At 67.0% G+C, this 26,193-nt stretch carries 22 protein-coding genes; 10 read left to right on the forward strand and 12 right to left on the reverse strand.

The genetic code is table 11. The features are described 5' to 3' along the window. Together ACIPPQ_RS01125 and ACIPPQ_RS01130 are read right to left on the reverse strand one after the other, a co-directional pair. Entirely contained in the window at positions 1–1,371 is a 1,371-nt protein-coding gene (locus ACIPPQ_RS01125; RefSeq protein WP_446542389.1) for an aminotransferase-like domain-containing protein, read from the reverse strand. Beyond that, the gene (locus ACIPPQ_RS01130; protein WP_446542390.1) at positions 1,361–1,801 is read right to left on the reverse strand and encodes a DUF983 domain-containing protein; all 441 of its coding nucleotides are present in this window, start codon (positions 1,799–1,801) and stop codon (positions 1,361–1,363) included. Before ACIPPQ_RS01130 ends, ACIPPQ_RS01125 begins: the two co-directional genes overlap by 11 nt. Positions 1,802–2,098: 297 nt before the next feature. On the opposite strand from ACIPPQ_RS01130, the gene ACIPPQ_RS01135 reads away from it, so the two are divergent. The 3 genes from ACIPPQ_RS01135 (at position 2,099) to ACIPPQ_RS01145 (ending at position 9,178) form a co-directional block, all read left to right on the forward strand. Beyond that, a complete protein-coding gene (locus ACIPPQ_RS01135) occupies positions 2,099–3,433 on the forward strand; it encodes a PAS domain-containing protein (RefSeq protein ID WP_446542391.1) in 1,335 nt (444 codons plus the stop codon). Positions 3,434–3,607: 174 nt separating this feature from the next. After that, positions 3,608–8,314, forward strand: a complete 4,707-nt coding sequence (locus tag ACIPPQ_RS01140) for an NAD-glutamate dehydrogenase (RefSeq protein ID WP_446542392.1) — start codon at positions 3,608–3,610, stop codon at positions 8,312–8,314. Beyond that, positions 8,315–9,178: an ATP-grasp domain-containing protein gene (locus ACIPPQ_RS01145; protein ID WP_446542393.1), complete on the forward strand. Its 864-nt coding sequence runs from the start codon at positions 8,315–8,317 to the stop codon at positions 9,176–9,178. A gap of 6 nt (positions 9,179–9,184) precedes the next feature. Here the strand turns inward: ACIPPQ_RS01145 and ACIPPQ_RS01150 are convergent, their stop codons facing one another. Both ACIPPQ_RS01150 and ACIPPQ_RS01155 read right to left on the reverse strand, forming a co-directional pair. After that, entirely contained in the window at positions 9,185–9,802 is a 618-nt protein-coding gene (locus tag ACIPPQ_RS01150) for a class I SAM-dependent methyltransferase (protein WP_446542394.1), read from the reverse strand. Beyond that, the gene (locus ACIPPQ_RS01155) at positions 9,789–10,037 is read right to left on the reverse strand and encodes a ribbon-helix-helix domain-containing protein (RefSeq protein ID WP_446542395.1); all 249 of its coding nucleotides are present in this window, start codon (positions 10,035–10,037) and stop codon (positions 9,789–9,791) included. The genes ACIPPQ_RS01150 and ACIPPQ_RS01155 overlap by 14 nt, the downstream gene beginning before the upstream one ends. A 103-nt stretch (positions 10,038–10,140) precedes the next feature. Between ACIPPQ_RS01155 and ACIPPQ_RS01160 the strand changes: the two genes are divergently transcribed. Then, the gene (locus tag ACIPPQ_RS01160) at positions 10,141–10,956 is read left to right on the forward strand and encodes a DUF4019 domain-containing protein (protein ID WP_446542396.1); all 816 of its coding nucleotides are present in this window, start codon (positions 10,141–10,143) and stop codon (positions 10,954–10,956) included. Between the two features lie 55 nt (positions 10,957–11,011). Here the strand turns inward: ACIPPQ_RS01160 and phbB are convergent, their stop codons facing one another. From phbB to ACIPPQ_RS01200, 8 genes are all read right to left on the reverse strand, one after another. Next, positions 11,012–11,734 carry an acetoacetyl-CoA reductase gene (phbB, locus tag ACIPPQ_RS01165; protein ID WP_327451881.1) on the reverse strand — a complete coding sequence of 241 codons (723 nt, stop codon included), beginning with the start codon at positions 11,732–11,734 and terminating at the stop codon, positions 11,012–11,014. A 212-nt stretch (positions 11,735–11,946) separates the two neighbouring features. Further along, a complete protein-coding gene (locus ACIPPQ_RS01170; protein ID WP_446542397.1) occupies positions 11,947–13,542 on the reverse strand; it encodes a DUF1963 domain-containing protein in 1,596 nt (531 codons plus the stop codon). Between the two features lie 89 nt (positions 13,543–13,631). Beyond that, a complete protein-coding gene (gene hemH, locus ACIPPQ_RS01175; protein ID WP_446542398.1) occupies positions 13,632–14,627 on the reverse strand; it encodes a ferrochelatase in 996 nt (331 codons plus the stop codon). Then, the gene (locus ACIPPQ_RS01180; protein ID WP_446542399.1) at positions 14,624–16,912 is read right to left on the reverse strand and encodes a molybdopterin cofactor-binding domain-containing protein; all 2,289 of its coding nucleotides are present in this window, start codon (positions 16,910–16,912) and stop codon (positions 14,624–14,626) included. Before ACIPPQ_RS01180 ends, hemH begins: the two co-directional genes overlap by 4 nt. 73 nt (positions 16,913–16,985) lie before the next feature. Then, positions 16,986–17,699, reverse strand: coding sequence for an SIMPL domain-containing protein (locus ACIPPQ_RS01185; RefSeq protein ID WP_446542400.1), 714 nt, complete (start codon positions 17,697–17,699; stop codon positions 16,986–16,988). 40 nt (positions 17,700–17,739) lie between these two features. Next, a complete protein-coding gene (locus ACIPPQ_RS01190; protein WP_446542401.1) occupies positions 17,740–18,336 on the reverse strand; it encodes a hypothetical protein in 597 nt (198 codons plus the stop codon). After that, positions 18,333–18,755: a CoA-binding protein gene (locus tag ACIPPQ_RS01195; RefSeq protein WP_446543088.1), complete on the reverse strand. Its 423-nt coding sequence runs from the start codon at positions 18,753–18,755 to the stop codon at positions 18,333–18,335. Before ACIPPQ_RS01195 ends, ACIPPQ_RS01190 begins: the two co-directional genes overlap by 4 nt. Next, positions 18,755–19,744 (reverse strand): Mrp/NBP35 family ATP-binding protein, encoded by a 990-nt coding sequence (locus ACIPPQ_RS01200; RefSeq protein WP_446542402.1) that lies wholly within the window; start codon positions 19,742–19,744, stop codon positions 18,755–18,757. Before ACIPPQ_RS01200 ends, ACIPPQ_RS01195 begins: the two co-directional genes overlap by 1 nt. A 91-nt stretch (positions 19,745–19,835) precedes the next feature. Here ACIPPQ_RS01200 and hflK point away from each other — a divergent pair, with 91 nt between their 5' ends. From hflK to ACIPPQ_RS01230, 6 genes are all read left to right on the forward strand, one after another. Next, positions 19,836–20,993, forward strand: a complete 1,158-nt coding sequence (hflK, locus tag ACIPPQ_RS01205) for a protease modulator HflK (protein WP_446542403.1) — start codon at positions 19,836–19,838, stop codon at positions 20,991–20,993. Further along, positions 20,993–21,841, forward strand: a complete 849-nt coding sequence (hflC, locus tag ACIPPQ_RS01210) for a protease modulator HflC (RefSeq protein ID WP_446543089.1) — start codon at positions 20,993–20,995, stop codon at positions 21,839–21,841. The genes hflK and hflC overlap by 1 nt, the downstream gene beginning before the upstream one ends. A gap of 139 nt (positions 21,842–21,980) precedes the next feature. After that, the gene (locus ACIPPQ_RS01215) at positions 21,981–23,474 is read left to right on the forward strand and encodes a trypsin-like peptidase domain-containing protein (RefSeq protein ID WP_446542404.1); all 1,494 of its coding nucleotides are present in this window, start codon (positions 21,981–21,983) and stop codon (positions 23,472–23,474) included. Positions 23,475–23,596: 122 nt separating this feature from the next. Beyond that, positions 23,597–23,965, forward strand: coding sequence for a VOC family protein (locus ACIPPQ_RS01220; RefSeq protein ID WP_446543090.1), 369 nt, complete (start codon positions 23,597–23,599; stop codon positions 23,963–23,965). 184 nt (positions 23,966–24,149) lie between these two features. Continuing rightward, complete coding sequence (locus tag ACIPPQ_RS01225) at positions 24,150–25,745, forward strand: helicase HerA-like domain-containing protein (RefSeq protein ID WP_446542405.1); 1,596 nt, start codon at positions 24,150–24,152, stop codon at positions 25,743–25,745. After that, entirely contained in the window at positions 25,742–26,182 is a 441-nt protein-coding gene (locus ACIPPQ_RS01230; protein WP_446542406.1) for a hypothetical protein, read from the forward strand. Before ACIPPQ_RS01225 ends, ACIPPQ_RS01230 begins: the two co-directional genes overlap by 4 nt. Positions 26,183–26,193 lie beyond the last annotated feature (11 nt).

Below are 26,193 nucleotides of genomic sequence, written 5' to 3' on the forward strand. Positions count from 1 at the left end.
TCAGACGATATCGCTCGCTGCGCCTTCGGGCGACCAGAGATGCGCGGCGAGGCGGTGCAGCGCGCGGGACAGGGTGCGGCGGTCGATCGTCCCGCCGAGCGAAATGCGCATCGCTTTCGGCGCTCCGGGTGCCGCCGCGAAGCGGTCCGACGGCACCGCCGACAACCCGTCGAGTGCGAGCGCGGCGGCGAGCGTGTCGGGGTGGCTGTCTTCGGCAAGCGGCAGCCAGAGGTGATAGCCTTGCGGGTGCGCGGCGTGGCGCGTCTCGCCGAGCACCGTGTGCGCCAGCCTTTGCCGCCACGCCGCTTCCTTGCGGACCGCGCCGACCAGCGCGTCGAAGCGTCCGTCGGCCAGCCATAAAGAGATCATTGCGGCGTTGAGCGGCGGCGCCATCACCGCGCTCTCGTGCTGGAACGAGGCGAGCTGCATGGCCTGTGCGACGCCCGGCGCACGGACAAAGGCGACGCGCAGCGCGGGCGAGACGATCTTGGCCATGCTCGCGACATGCCAGCTGATTTCGGGTGCGAAGCTCGCGATCGCGGGGAGGGGCGCGTCGGGCAGCAGGCCGTAGGCGTCGTCTTCGATGATCTGGACGCCGGCATCCCGTGCCCATGCCGCGATGGCCTTGCGCTCGCCGGTCGCGATCGTCGCGGCGGTCGGGTTGTCGTTGGTCGGGACGACATACAGAGCGCGCAGCGGCGCGTCGGCGTGCACCGCCTCCAGCGCGTTGGCGGTCATCGCCGCGAGCGGGACCAGCGTGACGCCGATCCGGCGCGCGATCGCGCGAAAGCCCGGATAGACATAGAGCCCGCACGCGACGCGGTCGCAGGGCTTCAGGATCGTCGACGCGATCGCGTGCAGCCCGTTTTGGGCGCCCGCGCCGACGATGATCTGCTCGACATCGGATTCAAGGCCTGTGCGTGCCAGGAGCGCGGCGCCGGTCTCGCGATCGGCGGCGCTGCCGCCCGGCCGTTGATAGTGGAGTCGCGCGAGGCCGTCGCCGCGCGCCAATGTCGTGAGCGCGGCGGTCATCGCCTCGACTAGCTGGCTTTCGGCTGCGATCGGCGGGCTGTTCATCGCGATGTCGCTCTGCGCGGCGGTCGCAACCTCGCCCGTTCGCGCGTCGTCGCTGATGAAGCTGCCGGCGCGGCCGCGCGCGACGATGAGGCCGCGCTGGCGCGCGAGGTCATACGCCTTGGTCACGGTGGTGAGGTCGATGCCGAGCCGTGCGGCGAGGTCGCGCTGCGGCGGCAAGCGGTCGCCGTGCCGCAATTCGCCGCGCGCGACCGCCGCCGAGATCGCCGCAGTCACCGCCTTGTATTTGGGACCCGCGGCGCCGGTAATGTCGGGCGCCCATGCGTCACTCGCCACGCCGTTTGTCCGCTTCGTGCCTTTCGCGCGCATTCAGTTTCGCCCACAGATGCTCGGTCCCCGATTCCTGCGCTTTGTTCACATATTGCGAGGCGACCAGCCAGCCCTTGATCGGTCGCAGCGGCAGTACGCAGCCGATGACCATGATGGGGATCGAGAAGACCAGATGGATCCACAGCGGCGGGCTGTAGGCGATCTGCAACCAGACGATGACGAAGGTCAGCGGAAACGCGACGATGCATTGCGAGAAAAAGGCGGGGCCGTCGTCGGGCGCCGCAAAGCTGAAGTCGAGCCCGCAATTCTCGCAGCGATCGGCGAGCTTGAGCCACGACCGGAACATATGCCCCTTGCCGCATTCGGGGCATTTTCCGTGCCAGCCGGCCCACAGGATCCAGCGCAACTTTTCATTGCCGACATCACCGCTTGTCATTTTTGCCTCCAACGGCCGCATGAAATGCCATGCAGAACATATATGGAGCCGGGCGATCCGGGCAGGAAGTGCAAGAATTTCACATTATAATATAGCAGTTTGCTGTATATCGGTGTCATATGCATGGTATATTGTGCACATTATACCATGCATAATATGATTGGAAATCGGAAAATTGCCCTGCATTCGGGCGCGTCTGGAAACGCCGGCGCAGCATCGCAAATCCGCCATCGTTTACGCCGCTTTTACCAGTTCCTGCGCATAGCATGTGCCGATGTTTGCGACTGGGGATAAATGATGGACAGCATGCGCGGCCTGCTTTCGGGCAGCCATGGCCAGGATGATGGCGCGATCGATGCGCCCGCGGTCGTCGGCGTCGACGAACGGCGGATGCAGGTGCGGGCCTATAATTACTGGGCCTCGCTGCTCGCCGATCGCGCTTATCCCTCGGTCGAGGATCTCGACCTCGACGGCGCCGATTTCGGGCCGCATTCGGTGCTGCTCGATTTCACTGCGGGCGTCGAAAATCCGGGACTCGCCTTCCTCGGCGACCGGCTACGCGAGGAATCGCAGATCGACGAGGATGTTCATTACATCAGCCAGATTCCGGGTCGCTCGCTGCTGTCGCGGCTGACCGACCATTATCTCCAGATCATCGCCAACCGCGCGCCGATCGGCTTCGAGGCCGAATTCGTCAACGATCGCGGCGTGACGATCATGTACCGCGGCATCCTGCTGCCCTTCTCGTCCGACGACGACACGATCGACTTCATCATGGGCGTGATCAACTGGAAGGAAGCGGTTCCCGCCGACGAGGCCGAGGAGTTGCAGCTTTCGGTCGAGCAGGCGCTGCGCAGCGCAGCGCCGTTGACCGCGCCCGTACCGGTCTGGGCCGATGGCCCCGACTCGGGGCATTTCGACGACGATGCCATCCCGGGTTTCGCGGCGCTGGACGATGCTTTGGAAATCCATGCCGGTGCCGAGTCCGTGGCCGTCATCGATGAAGATACGGCCGGGCCGGGCGACGATGCCGAACTGGCCGACTGGCTGGCGCTCGCGCGCGAAACCGCCGAACGCGCTCTCGCCGCCGATAGCCGCAGCCGAGGCGCACTTTACCAGGCGGTCGGCAAGGCATGGGATTTCGTGCTCGCCGCGGAACAGCAGCCCGACGCCTTTGCCGCCTTGCTCGACGACGCCGGGCTGAAGGCGCAGGATCGCGCCCCGATGACGCCGGTCGTGAAGCTGGTTTTCGGCGCCGCCTATGACAAGACGCGGCTTGCCGAATATGCCTGTGCGCTCGGCCACGCGAAGGAAGAACGGGTGGGTCGCGGCGAGCTCGCTGCCTATCTCGATCGCTATCCGGGCGGGCTCAAGGGGTTGGTCAAGGACGCGCGCGCGCGGCGCAAGCCGGCGAATGAAAGCAGCGAACGTTCGGACGAAAAGCTCGAGGTGCTGCGCCGTGCGCATCCCGCGCTGATCCTCGAACATGACGCCGGCGATGCCGAATTCGTCGTGCTGATCGCGCGTGCGATGCCCGGCGGGCATATCGGGATCGTCGCCAAGGCGGCCGAGGATCCCGCGCTCGTGGCGAAGCTTGCGAAGAAGGCGATCGCGATTACGCCCGGCGTGTAAGGGGCGCTGAGAGCGTTCACGCAACAGACAAACCCAAAATTGAAATAATTTTACGCGGAGTGGCGAACGAGGCCTTGAGCCGCGCGCGCGTCGGGCGCATAGGGGGCGGAGCGAACGGACCCCCGCCGATCGTCGGCTGGGATCCCCCTCTTTTGGTTCGGGATGCTGCACTTTATGCCTGAAATTACGTCCGACACGCCGGAAACGGACACCCCCACCGCCTCCACCGCCAAAGTTCCCCCGAAAATCGCCGCCGCCTACTTGGCCGCGTTGCGCGGAAGCGCGCTGCCGGGCGAGGGCGACGATATGGACAAGGGCGCGCTTGCCGACGCGAGCCAGTTCGCCGCGCGCGCCGCGCTCGACCGCGCTGCGGAAACGCCGTCGCTGCTGCTCGAACCGATCGCCGCCGACGGCACCGACCGCCGGATGCGGCTCGTCATCATCAACGACGACATGCCCTTCCTCGTCGATTCGACCTCGCAGGTCGTCGCGTCGCAGGGCCTTGCCGTGCACCGCATCCTGCACCCCGTCGTCGCGGTGAAGCGCGACGCAAAGGGACATCTGCAGGAAGCCGGTGAGGGACCCGCCCGCGAGTCGGTCATTTATATGGAGCTCGAGCGCGGCGACGCGCGGGCGCGGCGGCGGTTGCTCGACGCGGTCGAGGCGGCGCTGCGCGACGTGCGCGCGGCGGTCCGCGACTGGCGCGCAATGCGCGCCGCGATGCTCGCCGATGCCGCGATGCGCGTCGAGGGCGAGGCGGCCGAACTGTTGCGCTGGTTCGAGGGCGGGGCGATGACCCAGCTTGGGCATGAATGGCGCACGCGCGACGGCAAGGTCGAGGGTCCGCTCGGCATCAGCGAAAGCGCCGATGGCCAGCTCCTGTCGCCCGCGGCGCTCGAAGCGGCCTTTGCCTGGTTCGATAACGGGGGCACAGCCCCGCTGCTGATCAAGTCGAACCGCTTGTCGGCGGTCCACCGCCGCGTGCTGCTCGACCTCGTCGTCGTTCCCGAATTGAAGGGCAAGAAGGTCGAGCGCCTGTCGATCCACGCCGGCCTGTGGACCAGCGCCGCGCTCTCGGCGCGCCCCGACAAGGTGCCGGTGCTGCGCGCGCAGCTCGAAGCGTTGATGGCGAAGTTCGGCTTCGACCCGACGGGCCATGCGGGCAAGGCGCTTGCGCACGCGCTCACCGCCTTGCCGCACGATTTGCTGATCGCGTTCGACGCGGCGTCGCTCGAAGAGCTGGTGCTCACCTCTATGTCGATCACCGACCGGCCGCGGCCGAAGCTGGTGACGGTGCGCAGCGCGCTTGGGCGCCACCTGTTCGTGTTCGTCTGGTTGCCGCGCGACGAAGTGTCGACCGGCCGCCGTCTCGCTGTCGAAACGATGCTGGTTCGCGAAGCGAAGGCGGGCGTCATCGGTTGGACGATGGTGCTCGAGGATGGCGGTGCGGCGCTCCTGCGCTACACGCTCGACCTGCGCAGCGGCGGGGTTGTCCCCGATACCGAAGCGCTTAATGCCCAGCTCGAACAGATGGTGCGGGGCTGGCAGCCCGAGGTCGAGGCCGCGCTCGCGAAGCGCGGCGATCCCGGCCGTGCGGCGGCGCTTGCGGCGCGCTTCGGTCCGTTGTTTCCGCCCAACTATCGCAACCTCTACAATCCCGAGGAAGCTGCGCGCGACATCCTGCGCCTCCGCGATCTCGACGGCGAGAATCCGCGCAGCGTGCGCCTCGCGCGCAAGAGCCTCGACGGCGACGATCGCCTCCGGCTCAAAGTCTATAGCGCGGTTGGTCCGCTCGCGCTGTCCGACGTCGTCCCGGCGCTTGAACATTTCGGTTTCGAAGTGCTCGAAGAGATTCCGACCACGCTCGGCTCGGCGCGCGTGCCCGGCAGCGAGGATGGCGACGAACCGCCGCTGGTGATTCACGATTTCTCGCTGCGCCTGCCCGCGACTGTCGATGAACTCGCGTTGCTTCCCTATGCCGAAGTACTCGAAGGTGCGATTGCGGCGGTACTCGACGGTCGCGCCGAAAACGACGCGTTCAACGAACTGGTGCTGACCAACCAGACCGATCCCGGTGCGATCGTCTGGTTGCGCGCGTGGTTCCGCTACCTGCGTCAGGGCGGCTCCGCCTATGGCATGGACACGGTTGTCAGCGCGTTGCGCCACGCCCCCGCGCTGACCGCCGCGCTGATCGATCGCTTCCGCGCGCTGCACGACCCGAAGGCGCGTGATGCCAAGCGCGCCGAGGCGCTCGAAGCCGATATCATGGCGGGCTTTGCCGACATCAAGTCGATCGACGAGGATCGTATTCTCCGGCTCTTCCACGCCGTGATCGGCGCGACGCTGCGCACCAACGCCTTTGCGCCCGCCGCCGAGGAGGCGCTGGCGTTCAAGATCGATTCGAGCCTTGTCCCCGGTCTGCCGAAGCCGCTGCCCTGGCGTGAGGTCTGGGTCTATTCGCCGCGCGTCGAGGGCACGCACCTGCGCGCCGGCCCGGTCGCACGCGGCGGGCTGCGCTGGTCCGACCGCCGCGACGACTTCCGCACCGAAATCCTCGGGCTGATGAAGGCGCAGCGCGTCAAGAACGCCGTCATCGTGCCGACCGGCGCGAAGGGCGGCTTCTATCCGAAGGCGCTTCCCGATGCGTCGATCGACCGTGATGCGTGGTTCGCCGAAGGCACCGAATGCTATCGTATCTTCATCCGCTCGCTCCTGTCGATCACCGACAATCTGGTCGGCGGCAAGGTCGTGCATCCGAAGGGCGTCGTGATCCACGACGGTGACGATCCTTACTTCGTCGTCGCCGCCGACAAGGGCACCGCGACCTTCTCCGACGTCGCCAATGCGCTGGCGATGGAACGCGACTTCTGGCTCGGCGATGCGTTCGCGAGCGGCGGGTCGAACGGCTATGACCATAAGGCGATGGGCATCACCGCCAAGGGTGCGTGGCTGTCGGTGCGGCGCCACTTCGCCGAAATGGGCGTCGATGTGCAGAGCGACACGATCCGCGTTGCCGGTTGCGGCGACATGTCGGGCGACGTGTTCGGCAATGGCATGCTGCTGTCGAAGGCGATTCAGCTCACGGCGGCGTTCGACCATCGCCATATCTTCCTCGACCCCAATCCCGATCCGGCGAAGAGCTGGAAGGAACGCGAACGGATGTTCAATCTGCCGCGCTCATCCTGGGCCGATTACAACGCCAAGCTGATCTCGAAGGGCGGCGGCATCTTCCCGCGCAGCCAGAAGAGCATTCCCTTGAGCCCCGAAGTGCAGGCGCTGCTCGGCCTGTCGGTCTCCGAAATCGACCCGGTGTCGCTCATTTCGGCGATCCTCAAGGCGCCGGTCGACCTGCTGTGGTTCGGCGGCATCGGCACCTATGTGAAGGCTGCGAGCCAGAACAACGCCGAAGTCGGCGACCCCGCGAACGACGCGCTGCGCGTCGATGCCGAGGATCTGCGCGTCAAGGCGGTCGGCGAGGGGGCCAACCTCGGCGTCACGCAGGCGGCGCGCATCGCCTTCTCGGCGAAGGGCGGGCGGATCAACACCGACTTCATCGACAATTCGGCCGGCGTCGACTGCTCGGATAACGAGGTCAATATCAAGATCGCGCTCAACCGCGAGATGGCCGAAGGCCGCCTTGCGCAGGCGGATCGCGATGCGCTGCTCGTGCGCATGACCGACAATGTGTCGGAACTGGTGCTCGAGGATAACCGGCTGCAGGCGCTCGCGCTGTCGATCGCCGAAAAGGGCGGATCGGCGGCGGTGCCGTCGCTCGTCCGGCTGATGGAGACGTTCGAGGCGTCGGGCCGGCTCGACCGCAAGGTCGAGGGGCTCGCCGCGAACGACGAACTGCTCCGCCGCGCCGCCGAGGGGCGCGGGCTGACGCGGCCCGAACTCGCGGTGCTGCTGTCGACCGCGAAGCTCGCGCTGCAGGATGCGATCGAGCATAGCGACCTTCCCGACGATCCGGCGCTCGGCAGCGACCTCGCGGCCGCCTTCCCCGACGAGATGCAGCGCGATTTCGCGCAGGCGATCGCAGATCACCAGCTTCGCCGTGAAATCATCGCGACGAAGATTGCGAACCGCATCATCAACCGCATGGGCATCGTCCATCCCTTCGAACTCGTCGAAGAAGAAGGCTGCGCGCTCGGCGACATCGCCGCGGCGTTCGTCGCGGTCGAACGGCTGCTCGAAATGCCCGCGATCTGGGACGCGCTCGACGCGGCGAAGATCGACGAGGCGGTTCGCCTCTCGCTCTTCGCGCAGGCGGCATCGGCGATGACCTCGCAAATGGCCGACCTGCTTCGCGTGACGCAGACGCTGTCGCAGCCCGGACCTGTCGTCGCGCGGCTCGAACCCGGGGTCGACCGCCTGACCGCAGGCGTCGATGCGCTGCTGAGCTCTTCGGTGAAGCGCCAGTGGGACATGCTCGCGCAGCAGCTTCTCGACGCCGGCGCGCCCGAGGCGCTCACCGCGTCGGTCGTCCGTCTGTTCAAGACCGACGGCGCGATCGGCATCGTCGACCTCGCCGAACGGCGCGGCGACGACGAGATCGCGGTGACGCACGCCTTCACGCATCTGGGCGAAGCGCTCGGGCTCGACTGGGCGCAGACGCTGGCGGCGCATATGAGCCCCGCCGATCCGTGGGAACGCCTGCTGGTCAACAGCCTGGCGCGCGATTTCCAGCAGATGCGCCTGACTTTCCTCGCGGGGCTGCCGAAGGGCGACCTCGACGCGGCGGTGACCAAATGGCTCGCCGACCATGCACCGCGGGTCGAGCAGTTCAGGGCAACGGTCGACCGCGCGCGGATGATCCCGAGCCCGAATGGCGCGATGCTGTCGCACATCGCCGGGCAGGCACGCGGGTTGCTGGGGCGGTAAATGCCTTTCCAGCCCCGCGTCGCGATCCTCGTCCCGGCGCCCGATTATTACGAGAAGTGGCAGCCCGCCTTTGCCCGCAAGGCGGCGGCGCTGACCGCGGCCGGGCTGATCGTCGAGCAAAGGGCGTGGAGCGATCCTGGCGATCTGTCGGGTTATGATCTGGTCTTGCCGCTCTTCGCCTGGGGCTATCAGCGCGACGTCGCGGCTTGGTACGCGCTGCTCGACCGACTCGAGGCCGAGGCGCTGCCGGTCGCCAATCCGGTGCCGGTGCTGCGCTGGAACAGCGACAAGGCCTATCTCGCGCAGCTCGGCGCGAAGGGCGTGGCGGTCGTGCCGACGGTCGAGGTTGCGGCGCTCGACGATGCAGGCCTTGCCGCCGCCATGTCGGAACTCGCGATCGAAGAGGCCGTGATCAAACCCGCTATCTCGGGGGGAGCCGACGGTACGCACCGCATCACGGCGGGCGAGGCAATCCCGGCCGATGCGCACGGACAGCGCCGCCTCGTCCAGCCGCTGATGCCTGGCATCCTGACCGACGGTGAATATTCGCTCTTCTTCTTTGCGGGCAAATTCAGCCACGCGATCGTCAAGCGTCCGGCGTCGGGCGACTTTCGCGTGCAGGAACAGTTCGGCGGCCGCGAGATGGTGTGGGAAGCAAGCGAGGCCGCGCAGGAGCTTGCCGCCATGGCGCTTGCGGCTGCCCCCGCCCCGCCGGTGTACGCGCGCGTCGACATGGTCGGCGATGCGGCGGGCAAGCTCCACATCATGGAGCTCGAGTTGATCGAGCCTTCGCTGTTCCTGCATCATGCGCCCGACAAGGGCGCGGCGTTCGGTCATGCGGTGGCGAGGGCAATTCTCGTCTAGAGACCTTCAGGCAATCTTCCGATGCGCCTCGATGGCAAGCCAGGGACCTTGGCCGCCATCATATCCACCGCTCGTATAAGCTTCGATGCGGTCGATATGCCAAGCGCCCGAGGCAGCATAGGCTTCGAGCAGGAACGGCCGGTCCGTGTAGTTGAAATAGCGCCCCATCGAGTCGCGTCCCTCGACGCCGCCGGCCTTGTAATTTGCGAAATGTATTCCGCCGGGTTTTAGCGCGTTGAATATACGAGCCAGAATGGAGGGGAGCGCTGGGCGAGGGACATGCAGCAGGCTCGCGTGCGCCCATATCGCATCATATGCTTCTATCGCTTCCAACTCGTCGAAACGCATGATGCGAACAGGCCGCCCGATCCGGGCGCTGGCTTGCGCCGTCATCTCGGCGATGCCGTCGGTCGGATCGACATTGTGGCCGGCCCGAATCATCGCTTCGGCATCACGTCCGCTCCCGCATCCCAGTTCGAGGATGCGGGAGCCGGGAGGCAGGCGGTCGAGAAATGGCGCGAGCCACCGGCTCGTGCCGTCGGGGCCGCTGGCCGCGTAGTCGGGCGCTTCCCTGGAATAGAAGGCGAGGGTGGCGGGATCGAAGCCCGCATCATTCTCCGTCAATCCCCCGCTCCTTCTGCCGCCACAGCCATTGCCGGATCGCCGAGGTCAGGTTCGGCGGGTCGTCGGCTTCCATCCGTTCGACATCGATTCGCGCGACGAGCGCGTTGACGGGAAGCACCTGCCGCGCGGCTTCGGTTTCGAGCGCGTCCCAGAAGACCGGCTCGAGGCTGATCGAGGTCGGGTGGCCGGCGATCGTCACCGAGCGTTTGACCGGGGGGTTATAGGGGGCGGCCATCGCCGCAGCATAGCCGCTTCGCCACCGTTGGAGGTACGAATTATTTGGGGGTGACCGCGATTCGGGCGAGGCCTAGGTTAAGCCGGTGGAGCGAGGTGCAGACGTGACGACAGCCGGAATCCAGGCGCTCACCGAAAAGGAGAAGGAGACGCTGCGCCTGCTGGTCAGCGGCTATGACGCCAAGTCGATGGCGCGTCACCTGGGGCTGTCGGTGCACACGGTCAACGAGCGGCTGCGCGACGCGCGGCGCAAGCTCGCGGTGTCGAGCAGTCGCGAGGCGGCGCGGCAACTGCGCGACATCGAAGATCGGACCCCCGAAATAATCGGGGACAAGGCTTTGGGGGAAGCGGCGGCGGCCGGCATGGAAGAGAGGGCGGCATCAGTCGAGGCGCACCGCATGGGGCGGCCGCTCGGCTGGATAGCCGGAGGTTTGTTCATGTCGTTTGCTTTTGCCCTGCTCGCTTTCGCCTCGATGTCCGGAAGCCCCGATACGCCCGCCGTACCGCCCGCGACCGCCTCTGCCGAAAGCCCCGCGGTCGCGGCGGCACGTGACTGGCTCGCGCTGGTCGACCGCGGCGACTGGAACGCGAGCTGGGAAGCGACCGGCCAGTCGTTCAAGGCGCTTAACACCGCGGAGACCTGGGCGCGCGTGGCGCGCGAGGTGCAGGGGCCGCTGGGCGCGGTGAAGGCGCGCGTGTTGCTGAGCGAAGAGGCCGTGCCCGCGCCGCCCTATGGCTATCAGATGGTCAGGTTCCGCGCCGACTATGCGAACAAGGCCGGGACGATCGAGACGTTGTCGCTGATCCGCGAAGGCGGCGCGTGGCGGGTGGTCGGGGTGACGGTGGAGTACGGAAAAGGGTGGTGCGGTGGGCGGCGGCAAAGCCGCCGCCTGCCGTCAGACGGGTTCGGCGATCCTTGAGGGGATCGCCGCCCCGCTGGCCGTGACGATGGCTGCCGCTTCGCGACTGCCATCGTCAGTACATATGCTGCCCGCCATTGATCGACATCGTCGATCCGGTCACGAATCCGGCATCCTCGCTGCACAGGAACGCGACGCCGCGCGCGATTTCGTCGGCCTGGCCGAGGCGCCCGACGGGGATTTTCGCGACGATCTTTTCCAGCACCGGCGCGGGCACCGCGGCGACCATGTCGGTGTCGATATAGCCCGGCGCGATCGCGTTGACGGTGACGCCCTTCTTCGCACCTTCCTGCGCCAGCGCCTTGGTAAAGCCGTGGATGCCCGATTTGGCGGCGGCATAATTGACCTGGCCGTACTGGCCCGCCTGCCCGTTGATCGACCCGATGTTGACGATGCGGCCCCAGCCACGCTCGACCATGCCGCCAAAGGTCGCCTTCGCCATGTTGAAGCAGCCGCCGAGGTTGACGCGCATCACATCGTCCCAGTCGTCGTAGCTCATGCGGGCGAGCGTGCCGTCACGCGTGATCCCGGCGTTGTTGACGACGATATCGACCGGGCCGAATTCCTCGGCGATTCGCGCGCAGCTGTCGAGGCACGCCTGATGGTCGCCCACGTCCCATTTGATTGCAGCGATGCCGGTGCGGTCGGTGAATTCGCGCGCCTTTTCGTCGTTACCGCCATAGTTGGCGACGACGGTGACACCCTGTTCCTTGAGTTTCAGGGAAATCGCTTCCCCGATGCCGCGACTGCCACCGGTAACGATTGCGATACGTGCCATAAATCCAGCTCTCCCACAGAGTTATGGCTCCATGACTAGGCCGCGCCGACGACGGCCGCAAGTTGACCGGAACGTCAATCGCAAAGCTATGCAGGGGACGGAGTCTGTTCCACTAACGTGGAAAGCGGCACCAGCCCGCTCCCCCACCCGGCCTCCCAAACGATAGTAACCTAGGGAGGTCGGGTGGGGAGCGGGCTGGCGCCGAACAGAATCTAGTTGCTGATCTGCACCCGGATCTTTGAAAAGTCGCCGATCGCAAGGTCGGCCTTGTCCACCGTCACCACCAGATTGTCGCCCTCGCCGAAGCGCCGGCTCATCAGGCCGCTGGTCGGCAGCTCGATCAGAACGGCGTCGCGATCTTCGTCAAAATCGGCGATGTGACGAAAGGGTTCATGGCCTGTCGCCGCCATCTCGCGCGCCGCGAGGTCCTGCCACCAAGGTTCGTAAAAGGCGCGCGCCGGGGCCGAAAGATGGTCCGGGTTGGCGCACCAGGCATGTTTGGCCCGGTCGAACAGCATCGTCTGGTAATCATGGACCCACAGGTCGGCGTCGGCGCGGTGCGTCGTCAGCGGCAGGGTGATCGTCTCGGTCCGCTCGGCGCCCGTTTCGGGGGCGATCGTGCGTACCGCCGCGGCCCAGCGGATCGCGTGCAGCGCCGCCATCACCGCCGTCGCGTCGCCCGCTGCAAAGGCGTCGCGCGCAGCGCTGTCGTGGACGATGGCGATAATCTCGCGCGCGCGCTCGACCGCCTCGCGATTGATCGCGGCGCGGCGCTTCGCTTCGTCGGCCTCCTCGTCGCTTGCGGCGGCGGGCGGCGCATCCTCCATCGCCAAGTCGCCGAGCCGCATCTCGAGCAGCGCGACCATCGCGGTCATGCTACCCCAGTCGAAGGGGTGGAACGCCGGGTCGGCGATGTCGTAGCCGCGCTCGTACAGCGCGCGGCCGGGTTCGTCGGCGTCACCCTCTTCGAGCGGGTCGGCCTCGCCGGGGCGGACTGCGACAAGGTCGACGGGCCATTCGGGAAAGGCACGGACCGCAAAGGATGCGAGGTCGCTGGCGCCAAGGCCGCCATAGGGGGCGAACCAGCCCTCGGGGTCGTTGAGGGTGAAGGGTGGTGCGACCGGTGTGCCCACGTCGCGCAGGTGCAGGACGCGCATGTCCGGTTTGCGCCGATGGATGAAGAAAGCGAGTGTGCCGTCGCGCGGCCCCAGCCCCGCCCACAGCGCGGGCGGCAGGCCGGCGCAATCGATCTGGGCCAGGAAATCGGCGGGCTGGTCGTCGATCTTCGGCCATTCGGTTCCGGCGGGCAGCCGCGGACGACCACCGAGCCAGCTCGTCGTCGATATCGCGTCGCGCGGCGGAATCTGCGGAACGAGCCGCAGCGTCACCGCTTCGGCGTCCCGCTTTTCAATTCCGACGGCTTGCGATCCGGTATCGGCGCCGGATTTTTCCAGCCGGACGACCTGACGTTCGACGTCGGCGACGTGCGATTCGAGCGCGGCTTCAACAGCCAAGGGTTCGCTCTCCACCGACGATGTCGGGGCGGGATCATCGTTCCATTCGATCGCGGGTTGCTGCGCGAGCGGCGCCTTGCCGCTGACGCGTGCGAGCCGCGACGGCGCGATTTCGACATCTTCCAGTTCCGGCCTCGTCTTGCGTGACAGGCGCGGCAGGCGGCTTTCGCCCGGCGTTCGCGGCGCTGCATGCGCGGCGCGCGGGCGGCGGAGCCACCAGATGGCGAAGGCGATCGCGAGGAAGGCCAGGGTAAAGAGGACCAGCTTCAACGCGGCCGATTCGACCTGGTTCATCGCATATCTCCAAGGGGCGCGGCCGCCGTTTCGGCGCCGGGCCGGATGAATTTAGCGCATGGACCTAAACAGTTGGTAAGCGGGGATGGTCAGAGCCAGCCCGCGAGTTCGCGGCGCACCAGCGCTTCGATCATCGCCAATCCCGGTACGCCGGCGTTGAGGCAGGCGAGATAGGCGAAGCGTTTGCCGCCCGCGGCCTCGAACTGATGCTTGCCGCGGATCGCAAGCTCTTCGAGCGTTTCGAGGCAATCGGCGGCAAAGCCCGGCGCGAAGATGGCGACGCTCCGCCCTTCGCGACCCAATTGTTCGAGGCGCACATCGGTCGCGGGCTCGAGCCATTTGGCGCGGCCGAAACGCGACTGGAACGCGACCTCGACCGGGCGGCCGAGCGCGTCCGACAGCAGGCGCGCGGTCGCCTGGCACTGACAATGATAAGGATCGCCCAGATGCAACGTGCGCTCGGGCATGCCGTGAAAGCTCGCGAGCAGCACGTCGGGCGTGAAATCGAGCGCGGCAAGCCCGGCTTCGACCGATGTTTTCAACGCCTCCAGATAGGCAGGTTCGTCGTGATACGGGGGCACGAAGCGTAGCGCAGGTTGCCAGCGCAGCGTCTTCAGATGGTTGCCCACGGCATCGACCACCGTTGCCGTCGTTGCGGCGCAATATTGGGGGTAGAGCGGCGCGATCAGGATGCGTCGGCATCCTGCGGCGGTCAGCGCGTCGATCGCCGGACCGATTGCCGGCTGACCATAGCGCATGGCGTGGGCGACTATCGCCGCGTCGCCGAGCGCCGCCTGCAACGCCTCGCTCTGCGCGCGGGTGATCGCGGCAAGCGGTGACCCTTCGTCGGTCCACACCTGCGCATAGGCGTGCGCCGACTTTTTCGGGCGGGTGGTCAGGATGAGCCCACGCAGGATCGGCTGCCACAGGATTTGCGGGATTTCGACGACGCGTCGGTCCGACAGGAATTCGGCGAGGTAGCGCCGCACCGAGCGTGCATCGGGCGCGTCGGGTGTGCCGAGGTTGACGAGCAGTACGCCGATGCGCGGCGTCGCCAGGTGCGGATGGTCGGGCGGAAGGGTCACAGCGGATCCGCCGACAGGGGGATGCGGCGGATGCGGCGGCCGGTCGCGGCGAACATCGCGTTGGCGATTGCGGGCGCGACGACGGGTACCGCGATCTCGCCCAGCCCGCCGGGCTCACGGTCGCTGTCGACGAATTCCACGATGATCTGCGGCGTTTGCGACAGGTCGGGCAGCCCGAGCTGGCCGAATTTGCGCGCGGTCGCGATGCCGCCTTCATAGTCGGTGGTCGCGCCGACCGCGGCGGCGAGGCCGAAGACCAGCCCGCCCTCGATCTGCTGGCGCGCGACCGCCGGATTGACGAGGCGCCCGGCGTCGACGACCGCGACAAGCTGTTCGACCTGCAACCCCCGGTCGCTCTGCCGCGCGGTCGCCATCAGCGCGATATGGCTGCCACGCATTGTGTGACAGGCAAGTCCCTGCGCAGTGCCCGCGAGGCCGCCCTCCCATCCGCCGAGGCTGGTCGCGGTGAGCAGGCAGCGCGCGAGGAGCGGCGCGTTGCCGAGCATCGCCATGCGATAGGACAGCGCGTCGGTTCCGGCGCGCGCCGCCATTTCGTCGACGAAGCATTCGGTGAAAAAGGCGGTATAGCTGTCGGCGTTGCCGCGCCAGCGCCCGGTCGGCAGGCCGATGTCTGCGGGGCAATGATCGACCGCGCGGTGGCGGATGGCATAGCTTGATGCGGCGCCTTCGACCGCGGCGGCATCGGAATTGCCCGCCGCGGCGCGCTGCGCAATGTCGGCGGGCGCATTGTCGAACAGGCGCGCGCGCACCTCGTGGTTCGTCGGTGGCACCGCGATGCGCGTCACCAGCGCATCGATCCCCCCCGCGGCGTCGAGCGTCGCGGTCAGCTTTGCTCGCGCCGGCGCGCGCGGGGGCAGGCGCATGATCTCTTCGGCGCGCGACCATGCGAGCTGAACCGGGCGTTTGATTTGCAGCGCGATGATCGCCGCCTGCACCGCGACATTATGGTCGAGGCACGCGTCGAACGATCCGCCCGCCATCATCGGGAACAGCGTGACGTTCGCGGGCGCCAGCCCGGTCGCGCCGGCGATCGCGTCGCGGCACTGCGCGGGTGCCTGCGTCGCGACCCAAACCCGCAGGCCGCTGCCGTCGGGCGCCGCGGTGGCGGTGCGCGTTTCGATCGCCGCGTGGAGCGCGGGGGCGACGGCATATTCGGCCGCGACCTTCGTGCGCCCCTCCATCGCTTCGGCGACATCGCCTTCGCCCGAAATGCGATAGCCGTCGCCCTTCAGCGCGGCCCTCAGCGCCTTGTCGATCCGGTCCGACGAAATCGGCGTGCCCTCGGTCTCGAACACCGGCGCGAAGCGGTCGAGCGCGCGGTTCGCGGCCCACCAGTTGCGCGCGACCGCGGCGACCCAGCGCTCGTGTGTGACGACATGCAGCAGGCCGGGCGAGGCGAGCCCCTTCTTGCGGTCGATTCCCTTCAATCGCGTCGCGCCCAGCGGGCCTTGGCGGATCGCGGCAAACACCATGTCGGGCAGGCGGATGTCCCCTGCATAATTGGCCGACCCGTCGACCTTCGCCGGCAGGTCGAGCCGCGTGAGCTCCTTGCCGTAGAGCGGATCGGCGCTGCTCGCGCGGAAGACGGGTTCGGCGGGCGGCTCGAGCTGCGCCGCCGCGGCGGCGACATCGCCGAAGCGGAGTCGTTTCTTGCCGAAGGTGACGAAGCCGTCGTGGGTATCGCATTGTTCCCAGTCGGCGTCCCAGCGTTTTGCCGCCGCCATCATCAACAGCACGCGCGCCTGCGCCGCCGCGGCGCGGCACGGCCCCTCGAACATGCGCACCGACGAGCTGTTCGCGGTGAGCATTACCGCGTGGCGAACCGCCCATTCGCGGCGGGCCCAGCTGCGCACATCGGACACGAAATCGGGGACCACGGCGCGCGGCGTGAACACGGCGCTATCCTCATCGACGAGCAGCGTGTTGGTATAGAGCGGGTTGATCGGCGCGGTCTCGACCGCGATCGTGCGCCAGTCGGCGCCAAGTTCGTCGGCCATGATCTGCGGCAACAGCGTCGTGACGCCCTGGCCCATTTCGCATTGGGGGACGATCGCGCTGATATGCCCGTTATCGCCGATCTTCAGGAAGGCGTTGAAGATATGTTCGTCGGGCGCGGCGGTCAGGTTGGGCTGGTAATCGCGCGGCCACAGGCTCCACGCGATGGCAAGCCCGCCCGCCGCGGTCGCGCCGACCAGCATCTGGCGGCGGCTGACGTGCGGCAGGCGCGATTTGTTTTTCCCCACAGTGTCGCGAATGCCGGCCATGCCCGCTGCTGATAGTCGGCGCGAGTCGGTGAGGCAAAGGCTTTTGGAAGGCGCGTCCGCGCGGCGCGCGCGACTATTTCTCCGACAAGGCGAAGTCGACGCGCACCGACACCTGCGATTCGTTCACCCCGGGATTGAAGGGCGGCGCGGCCGATTGCGCGACAGCCCGGTTCGCCGCGGCGTCCATTTCGTAATAGGGCATCGGCGGGGCATTCTCGCCGCCGTCGCGGATCGTCAGCACGCGGTCGATCTTGAGCCCCGCGGCGCCCGCATAGGCGTCGGCGCGCGCCCGCGCGGCGCGATAGGCCGCTGCATAGGCCGATTTGGTCGCGGCCTCCTGATCGGAGACGCGCAGCGTCGGACCCGACAGGACGTTGGCGCCTGCCTCTGTCGTCGCGGCGACCGCTTCGCCCGCCTTGTCGACCGCACGCATCCGCACCTCGACCTGGTTGACCGCTTCATATTTGCCCTTGTTCGCGCCCCAGTCGATGCGGTTGACCGTGAGCTGGCGGGTCTGGAGGTCCTTGCCCGCGACCCCGAACGCCTTCAGCGCTTCGGTCACCTTCGTCATCGTTTCGTTGTTTTTCTGCGTGGCGGCTTCCGCCGACGGGGCGATCGTACTCACCCCGGCGGTGAAGCGCGCCTCGTCGGGCTTCGTTTCGGAGCGACCGGTCGCCGAGACCGACAGCAAGGTTTCGTCATGCCCGACCCCGCGCGGGTCGGGCGCCTTTTCGCTGCACGCGCCGAGCGCAAACAGCGGGACGAGCATAAGGGTCTGGCAGCGCATATTTTTCTCCCTTCGATGGCATGGCGGGCGAATCGGTTCCCTACCAGCCCCACGGGGCGGGCGGCGGCGTGACCGGCTTGGCATAGTCGAACGCGACGCGAAAATGCCGCCCCTGCCGGTCGAGGCCATAGGTGAAGCCCGTTCCGGTCGTTTCGACAGACCAGATGTTGGTCGTCGAAACGCTGCGGCCCGTGCGTTCGAACATCGCGATCGATTCGGCATCGACGGGAAAGGTCTGGCGTGTCGCCGTCCCGGCATCGGCGGTGTCGCCGCCATAAAGCGTGACCTCGTCGGGCTTGCCGTCGGCGTGGCGATGGTCGTGCTTCAGGCGAAGCCCTGTTGGCGTGCGGCTGATGATCCATGTGCGCGACCGATCCCAGCCGCCATCGGGGCCGAGTCTGTCGATATGGAAGGGGATTTCGATGCGGTCGGCGGTGCAATGGCGGATGTGCATCACCATCGCCTTGCCGCGCATCTCGGCATCGGCCTCCTGATCGCTCGCGAGGCGGCCGGCATAGGCCTTGCCGCAGCGGGCGGCGAGCGCGTCGAAAAAGGCGTCCTGCGGGTTCGCGTTCGTCGGCGTCGTTGCGCATCCTGCAAGCAGCGACGCGGCGAGCAGCGGTAGCGCAGCCCTCACTTGAGCAGGCCGAGGCGCGGGATTTCGATCTTCGGGCAACGGTCCATGACGACGGTCAGCCCGGCGGCATCGGCGCGTTTCGCCGCGGCTTCGTTGATCACCCCAAGCTGCATCCACACCGCCTTGGCGCCATGGACGATCGCCTCGTCGACCGCGGCGCCTGCGTCTTCGCTGTTGCGGAAGATGTCGACGAGCTCGGCGGGCGGCTCGACGTCGGCGAGCGTCGCAACGACCGGGGCACCGTGGATCGTCTTGCCGGCGTGCCCCGGATTGACCGCAATCACGTCATGGCCCTGGCCTACAAGAAAGGCGAGGACGCCGTTCGAAGCGCGGGCTGGATTGGGTGAAGCACCGACGATGGCGATACGGCGTTTTTGTCCGAGCAACTCGCGAATTTCGCCTTCGTCATTGATCACCATCATTTGCCCTTTCGTGCTTGCAGCCAGTCGGCCACCTTCGCCGCTATCGCATGGAATGGCTCGCCCGTGGGATCGGTTCCCGCCGCCGGGGGGACGCCGCCGTCGCTCGCGAGGCGGATACCCATCGACAGCGGCACGCGGCCGAGGAAGTCGAGCCCCATCGTACCTGCCGCGGCCTCGGCGCCGCCGCAGCCGAACGGGTCGCTGACCTCGCCGCAATGCGGGCAGGCATAGCCCGCCATATTCTCCACGAGACCGATGATCGGAACGTCGGCCTGCTCGAACAGGCTAACCGCGCGGGTCGCGTCCATCAGCGCGAGGTCCTGCGGGGTCGAGACGATCACCGCGCCCGCGGGCTTGTGGCGCTGGATCATCGTCAGCTGGACGTCGCCGGTGCCCGGCGGCAGGTCGACGACGAGCGTGTCGATATCGCCCCAGCTCGCGTCGACGAGCTGTTCGAGCGCCTTGCCCGCCATCGGTCCGCGCCACGCGATCGCCTGTCCGGGCGCCGCGATCTGCCCGGTCGAGAGCATCGGCACGCCATAAGCGTTGGGGACGGGCGCGAGCTTCGACCCGCGCGCTTCGGGCTTCACGCCTTCGCTGTCCATCAATCGAGGCTGCGAGGGGCCATAGATATCGGCGTCGACCAGCCCGACCTTCACGCCGAGGCGCCGCAGCGCGACCGCAAGGTTCGCGGCGAGGGTCGATTTGCCGACCCCGCCCTTGCCGCTGCCGACCGCGATGATCGTCATCGCCTTTTTCTCGGCCGTCATCGCGATGCGCACCTCGCGCACCCCCGCTTCGGCGAGCAGGCCGGCGCGCAGCTTGTCTTCGAGCGGTTTGCGGTCTTCGACGGCGAGTCCCGACACGTCGAGAACGACCGCGAGCAGACCCGAATCGTCGAGCAGGCGGAGGCCCGACGCGCGTCCTTCGCTGAGGTCGTCGGCGGCGGTGGTCAGGCGGGCGATATCGGCGCTTTGTTCGGTCATGTCCGCGCCAGATAGGCATGATTGGCCTGTTTGCCAGCCATTTTCGCGCGCACCCCCTGTTAATCGCGCCCGCCGACCCTATAAAAGCCTTATGAACGACAAGATTGACGGCAGCATGGGACGCCGCAGCCCGAGAGGATTGCGGCAATTTTTCCATCAGATCAGCCAGATGGCCAACAGCCCATGGGGCAATGGCCCGGGCAAGGGGGATGACGACGGAAAGGGCGACGGCAAGAAGCCCGGCCCGCGCAACCCGTGGGTGACCCCCGATCCCGCCGACCAGCGGCGCGGGCCAAAACCGCGCGGCCCCTCGGCGCTCGACGAACTGCTGCGCAAGGGGCGCGGCGGGTTCGGCGGCGGCGGCTCGGGCGGCAGCGGCCAGTTCAATTTCGGCGATTCGGCCAGGTTCTGGAAATGGGGCGTGGTCGGCGTAGCCGTCGCGTGGGTGCTCTTTTCCTCCTTCCACATCGTGCCGCCCGAAAAGGAAGGCGTGGTCACGCGTCTCGGCAGCTATTCGCGCACCGTCGGTCCCGGCGTGAAGCTGACCTGGCCGGCGCCGGTCGAGCGCATCCGGCTCGAAGACGTCCGCGCAATCCGCACGATGGCGGTCGGTTCGCCGAACGCGACCGACGAGAATTTCGTACTGACGCGCGACCAGAGCATTGTCGATCTCGCCTATGAGGTCCGCTGGTCGGTGCGCGATCCCGAACTCTTCTTCTTCCAGCTCGCCGATCCCGAAGGCACGATCCGTGAAGTCGCTGAAAGCGCGATGCGCGCGACGGTCGCGAACTTCGACCTTGTCCAGGCGATCGGCCCCGGCCGCGTCGAGATCGAGGCGCAGGTCCAGCAGCGCATGCAGGAACTGCTCAACCAATATCGCGCCGGCGTAATGATCCAGGGCATCGCGATCCGCCAGGTCGATCCGCCGAGCCAGGTCGACGAGGCGTTCAAGGAAGTCACCGCGGCGAGGCAGGAACGCGAATCGGCGATCAACCTCGCGCGCGCCTATCAGCAGCAGGTGCTCGAACGTGCCCGCGGCGACACCGCGGCGTTCGACAAGATTTACGAGCAGTACAAGCTGGCGCCCGGCGTGACCCGCCAGCGCCTCTATTATGAAACGATGGAGACGGTGTTGTCGAACGTCGACAAGACGATTGTCGAGGCACGCGGGGTGACCCCCTATCTGCCGCTGAATGAGGTGCAGAAGCGGGTCAAGGCGCCCGAAGTCACTGCGAAGGGAGGCGAATGATGAATTCGCTGTTCCAGAACCCGATGCGGCTGCTCTTTGGCGTCGTCGTCCTGCTCGTCATCCTGTCGCAATCGCTCGCGATCGTGCCCGAGGACAAGCAGGCGCTGATCCTGCGCTTCGGCGAGATCGAGCGGACGGTGAACCGCTACAAGCCGAACGAGGATTTCGGGCGCTCGGGCGCCGGTCTCGTCCTGCGCGTGCCGTTCACCGACGGTATCCAGTATATCGACAAGCGCATTCTCGGCGTGAACATGGAGCGCCAGCAGGTGCTCTCGACCGACCAGCAGCGCTTGCAGGTCGACGCCTTCGCGCGCTTCCGCATCACCAACCCGGTGCGCATGTACACCGCGATCCGCACCGAGGATAAATTGCAGGCGCAGCTTGCGACGATCCTCGGCTCGTCGCTGCGCAACGAACTGGGCAAGCGGACGTTCGCGACCTTGCTGTCGCCCGAACGCGGCGCAGTGATGGACAATATCCAGGTCGCGCTGAACCGCGAGGCGAACAAATATGGCGCCGAGATCATCGACGTCCGGATCAAGCGCGCCGACCTTCCCGAAGGCGCGACGCTCGAGGCGGCGTACAACCGCATGCGCACCGCGCGCCAGCAGGAGGCGATCTCGATCCGTGCCGAAGGGCAGAAGGAAGCGCAGATCATCCGCGGCGGCGCCGACGGCGAAGCGGCGCGCATCTATGCGGCGAGCTTTGGCAAGGACCCCGACTTCTATGACTTCTACCGCGCGATGCAGAGCTATCGGCAGACCTTCCTTGGGGAAAACAACCAGGGCGGGACGTCGATCATCATGTCGGCGGACAATGAATATCTGAAGCGTTTCCGCGGCAATTGAGGAGGTCGCGGCGGGCGGACGGTCCGATGAACGGGATATGCAAGCGCCGTTCATGTTCAAATACCGTTCAGCCAGTCCGCCGCAGACCGCCGCAGCCGGGGTAAATTGAGTTTTTCGAGAACGAAGAGGATTTCCGATCGTGCGTTATGTTTATGGCATCACTTCGGCCTTGCTGGCGGGTGGCACCGCGCTGGCGCTGGTCACCCAGTCTCCCGTCGGCGCGCAGGTCGCGCAGAATGAACAGAGCGAAATCGCCAAGGCCGTGCCGCGTTCGGGTGCACCCGAAAGCTTCGCCGACCTCGTCGAACAGCTGCAGCCCGCGGTGGTCAACATCTCGACCAAGCAGGAGGTCACGCTTGGCGTCCGGCTGAATCCCTTTGCCGGGACGCGCGAGCCGATCACGCAGGAGCAGCAGGGCGGCGGGTCGGGCTTCCTGATCTCGGCCGACGGCTATATCGTCACCAACAACCACGTCATTTCGGGCGGCCCGCGCGGCGAGGCCGTCAACCAGGTTACCGTGACGCTGACCAACCAGAAAGAATATAAGGCGACGATCGTCGGCCGCGACGTCGCGTCCGACCTTGCGCTGCTCAAGATCGACGCGAGCGGCCTGCCGTTCGTGAAGTTCGCCGACAGCAGCACCGCGCGCGTCGGCGACTGGGTGGTGGCGATCGGCAACCCGCTCGGTCTCGGTTCGACGGTGACCGCGGGCATCATCTCGGCGGTGCAGCGCAACATCGGGCAGGGCGGCGCCTATGACCGCTATATCCAGACCGATACCGCGATCAACCGCGGCAATTCGGGTGGCCCGCTGTTCGACCTGCAGGGCAATGTCGTCGGCATCAACAATATGCTGATCTCGCCCGTCGGCGCGAACATCGGCGTCAATTTCGCCATCCCCGCCGACGCGGCGATCCCGGTGATCAACGCACTGCGCGCCGGCGAAAAAGTCCAGCGCGGCTATCTGGGTATCGGCATCGCGCCGGTCGACGAGGATCTGGCGGCGGCGCTCGGCCTGCCGAAGGACCGCGGCGAGTTCATCCAGCGCGTCGAACCCGGACAGGCGGGCGAAAAGGCCGGGCTGAAGCGCGGCGACGTCGTGACCAAGGTCAACGGTAAGGACGTCACGCCGCAGCAGACCTTGTCGTACATCGTGTCGAACACCAAGCCGGGCACGCGCATCCCGCTCGAAATCATCCGCGACGGCAAGGCGATGACGATCCAGACGCTCGTCGGCACCCGTCCGCCCGAAGAGGAACTGGCGGGCAGCAACTTCGATCCCGAGGCTGAACAGGCCGAACCCGAAGATGCGACCGGCGCCGCCGACAAGGCGATCCAGAACGAACTCGGCCTGTCGGTGCAGGCGGTGACCCCCGATATCGCACGCGCGGTGGGTGTCGATGCCGGGACCAAGGGTCTCGTGATCGGCGCCGCGTCGGCGAGCAGCGACGCGGGCCGCAAGGGCCTGCGCCGCGGCGACGTGATCCTCAGCGCGAACCGGACGCCGGTGACGACGGCCGAGGCGCTGGCCAAGGCGGTTGCCGATGCGAAGAAGGCGGGCCGCGATGCGGTCCTGCTCGAAATCCTGCGTCGCGGCGGCCCGTCGGCTTTTGTCGCGATCCGCGTGAAATAAGCTCCGGCCCTTTCCGGCCGGGACAGGGGCGCCGCGACCTTCGGGTCCGGCGCCCTTTTCATTTGCGCGCCGTTGCCGATGTTCATATTATGTTCGCATAACATCGAGTCGGGAGAATGATGATGATTGGCTATGTGACGCTGGGGACGAAGGATCTGGCGAAGGCGGCCGCCTTCTATGACGCGATCGCCGCCGAACTCGAAACGCCGCGGATGATGGAATATGAAACCTTCATCGCATGGGGCAAGCCCGACGGCGGCGCGGGGATCGGGCTGACCAAGCCGTTCGACGGCAACGATGCGACTGTCGGTAACGGCGTGATGGTCGCGCTGCAGGCGAAGGACAAGGACCAGGTCCACCGCCTCTATGACATCGCTCTGGCCAACGGTGGGACGTGCGAAGGCCCCCCGGGACCGCGCGGCGAGGGATTCTACGCTGGCTATTTCCGCGATCCCGACGGCAACAAGCTCAACGCCTTCATCATGGGGTGAACCGCCTGAGGCCTGTCGACTTTGGGGCGGAGAGCGGTCGTTCACTCACCGTCTCTCGTCATCCCGGACTTGATCCGGGGTGACGATGATGGAGAGGTCCGCTTCCGGTCGCTGGCCTGTTTGCCGATTGCCTGACCTGCCCCTCCGCTCTAACCTCCTCCGGACTATCAATGGAGGACAACGGGTGAGCGACGGCAGCACGGCAAGCGAAATCTATATCGGCCTCGGCGGCGGCGGAGCGGCGGACGGTCCGCGCCAGTCGCTCGTGCTGAAGCGTGCGAACCGCCACGGGCTGATCGCGGGCGCCACCGGCACCGGCAAGACGGTGACCTTGCAGGGACTCGCCGAAGGGTTTTCGGCCGTTGGCGTCCCGGTCTTTGTCGCCGATGTGAAGGGTGACCTTGCCGGCATGGCGATGGCGGGCAGCCCGACCGCAAAGACGCACGAGATTTTCGCCGCGCGCGCCGCCGAGATCGGTGACAGCGACTGGGCGTATCGTGACAATCCGGTGATCTTCTGGGACCTGTTCGGCGAGCAGGGGCATCCCATCCGCACGACGATTTCGGAAATGGGGCCGCTGCTGCTCGCGCGGCTGATGGGGCTCAACGAAGTGCAGGAGGGCGTGCTCGCGATCGCCTTCCGCGTCGCCGACGAACAGAATCTGCTGCTGCTCGACCTCGGCGACCTGCAGGCGATGCTCGCCTGGTGCGCCGAAAATGCCGACGAGCTCACCACAAAATATGGCAATGTGTCGAAGGCCACCGTCGGCACGATCCAGCGCCAGCTGCTCACCCTCGAAAGCCAGGGCGGCGACCATTTCTTCGGCGAGCCCGCGCTCGATATCCAAGACATGATCCGCACCGACGAGAGCGGCCGCGGCTATGTGAATATCCTCGCCGCCGACAAGCTGATGGCGAGCCCGAAGCTTTATGCGACCTTCCTGCTCTGGCTGCTGTCGGAGATGTTCGAGACGCTTCCCGAGGTCGGCGACCCCGACAAGCCGAAGCTCGTCTTCTTCTTCGACGAGGCGCATCTGCTGTTCGACGACGCCCCGCCGGCGCTGACCGACAAGATCGAACAGGTCGTGCGCCTGATTCGCTCGAAGGGCGTCGGCGTCTATTTCGTCACGCAAAACCCGATCGACATTCCCGAGGATGTGGCGGGCCAGCTCGGCAACCGCGTCCAGCACGCGCTGCGCGCCTTCACCCCGCGCGACCAGAAAGCGGTGAAGGCCGCCGCCGAAACCTTCCGCCCCAACCCCAAGGTCGACGTCGCGCGCGAGATTACCGAACTCAAGGTCGGCGAGGCGCTGGTCTCGTTGCTGATGGCCGATGGCGCGCCGTCGCCCGTCGAACGCACCTTGATCAAGCCGCCCTGTTCGCGCGCCGGCCCGCTCGACGCCAAGGAACGCGCGATTATCAAGTCGATCTCGCCTGTCGCCGACAAATATGACACGCCGGTCAATCGCGAGAGCGCCGAGGAACTGCTCGCCGCCAAAGCCGAGCAGGCACAGGCGGCCGCGGTCGAGGCGAAGGCGCAGGTCGAGGCCGACAAGCAGGCGGCGATCGCCGCGAAGGAAGAGGCGAAGCGCAAAGTCGCCGAGGAGAAAGAGCGGCTGCGGCTCGAAAAGGCGGCGGCGCGCGAGGCGGCGAAGCCGAGTTTCACCGACAAGATGGTGCAATCTGCGGCGCGCTCGGCGGCGACGAGCCTCGGCCGGCAGGTCGCGGGCAAGTTCGGCGGCCAGCTGATGCGGGGCATATTGGGCAGCCTGTTCAAATGACCGGCGCCCCGGCGATGGAGGCGAGCCTTGCCGCCGTCGCCGACGCGGGTATCGATATCCGCCACGCGCTGTTCGACCGCTTCTTCGCCGCCTATCCCGAACGACGCGCGAGTTTCATGGTCGTCGACGCCTCGTCGCGTCGGATGACCGACGAGACGTTGCAGATGATGTACGGTCTGGCCAAAGGCGAAAGCTGGGTGTGGCCGCTGGTCACCGAGCTGGTGCATACCCACCGTGCCTATGGACCGCTGCCGATCGCCGAATATGACGCCTTCATCGACATGACGGTCGCCGAACTGGGCGTGGCGGCCGGCGCGGCGTGGACGAGCGAATGCGCCGCCGCCTGGGCCGGGCAGGCCGAGGCGCTGAAGGCGATGATTCGCCGGGCGCGTGCCGAATGGCAGGCGGCGCTGCCCGACCCCGCGACGGCGGTCTGAACTGCTGTTTC

The sequence above is a fragment of the Sphingopyxis sp. LARHCG72 genome (assembly GCF_052871675.1).

What these genes read in the sequence shown, in the direction of transcription:
- ACIPPQ_RS01185 (WP_446542400.1), bottom strand. Translation starts at nt 17,699, where the DNA reads ATGCGCTGCCAGACCCTTATGCTCGTCCCGCTGTTTGCGCTCGGCGCG.
- ACIPPQ_RS01140 (WP_446542392.1), top strand. Translation starts at nt 3,608, where the DNA reads ATGCCTGAAATTACGTCCGACACGCCGGAAACGGACACCCCCACCGCC.
- ACIPPQ_RS01195 (WP_446543088.1), bottom strand. Translation starts at nt 18,755, where the DNA reads ATGGTGATCAATGACGAAGGCGAAATTCGCGAGTTGCTCGGACAAAAA.
- hflK (WP_446542403.1), top strand. Translation starts at nt 19,836, where the DNA reads ATGAACGACAAGATTGACGGCAGCATGGGACGCCGCAGCCCGAGAGGA.
- ACIPPQ_RS01230 (WP_446542406.1), top strand. Translation starts at nt 25,742, where the DNA reads ATGACCGGCGCCCCGGCGATGGAGGCGAGCCTTGCCGCCGTCGCCGAC.
- ACIPPQ_RS01135 (WP_446542391.1), top strand. Translation starts at nt 2,099, where the DNA reads ATGGACAGCATGCGCGGCCTGCTTTCGGGCAGCCATGGCCAGGATGAT.
- hflC (WP_446543089.1), top strand. Translation starts at nt 20,993, where the DNA reads ATGAATTCGCTGTTCCAGAACCCGATGCGGCTGCTCTTTGGCGTCGTC.
- ACIPPQ_RS01155 (WP_446542395.1), bottom strand. Translation starts at nt 10,037, where the DNA reads ATGGCCGCCCCCTATAACCCCCCGGTCAAACGCTCGGTGACGATCGCC.
- ACIPPQ_RS01130 (WP_446542390.1), bottom strand. Translation starts at nt 1,801, where the DNA reads ATGACAAGCGGTGATGTCGGCAATGAAAAGTTGCGCTGGATCCTGTGG.
- ACIPPQ_RS01220 (WP_446543090.1), top strand. Translation starts at nt 23,597, where the DNA reads ATGATTGGCTATGTGACGCTGGGGACGAAGGATCTGGCGAAGGCGGCC.
- ACIPPQ_RS01180 (WP_446542399.1), bottom strand. Translation starts at nt 16,912, where the DNA reads ATGGCCGGCATTCGCGACACTGTGGGGAAAAACAAATCGCGCCTGCCG.
- ACIPPQ_RS01145 (WP_446542393.1), top strand. Translation starts at nt 8,315, where the DNA reads ATGCCTTTCCAGCCCCGCGTCGCGATCCTCGTCCCGGCGCCCGATTAT.
- ACIPPQ_RS01170 (WP_446542397.1), bottom strand. Translation starts at nt 13,542, where the DNA reads ATGAACCAGGTCGAATCGGCCGCGTTGAAGCTGGTCCTCTTTACCCTG.
- ACIPPQ_RS01200 (WP_446542402.1), bottom strand. Translation starts at nt 19,744, where the DNA reads ATGACCGAACAAAGCGCCGATATCGCCCGCCTGACCACCGCCGCCGAC.
- phbB (WP_327451881.1), bottom strand. Translation starts at nt 11,734, where the DNA reads ATGGCACGTATCGCAATCGTTACCGGTGGCAGTCGCGGCATCGGGGAA.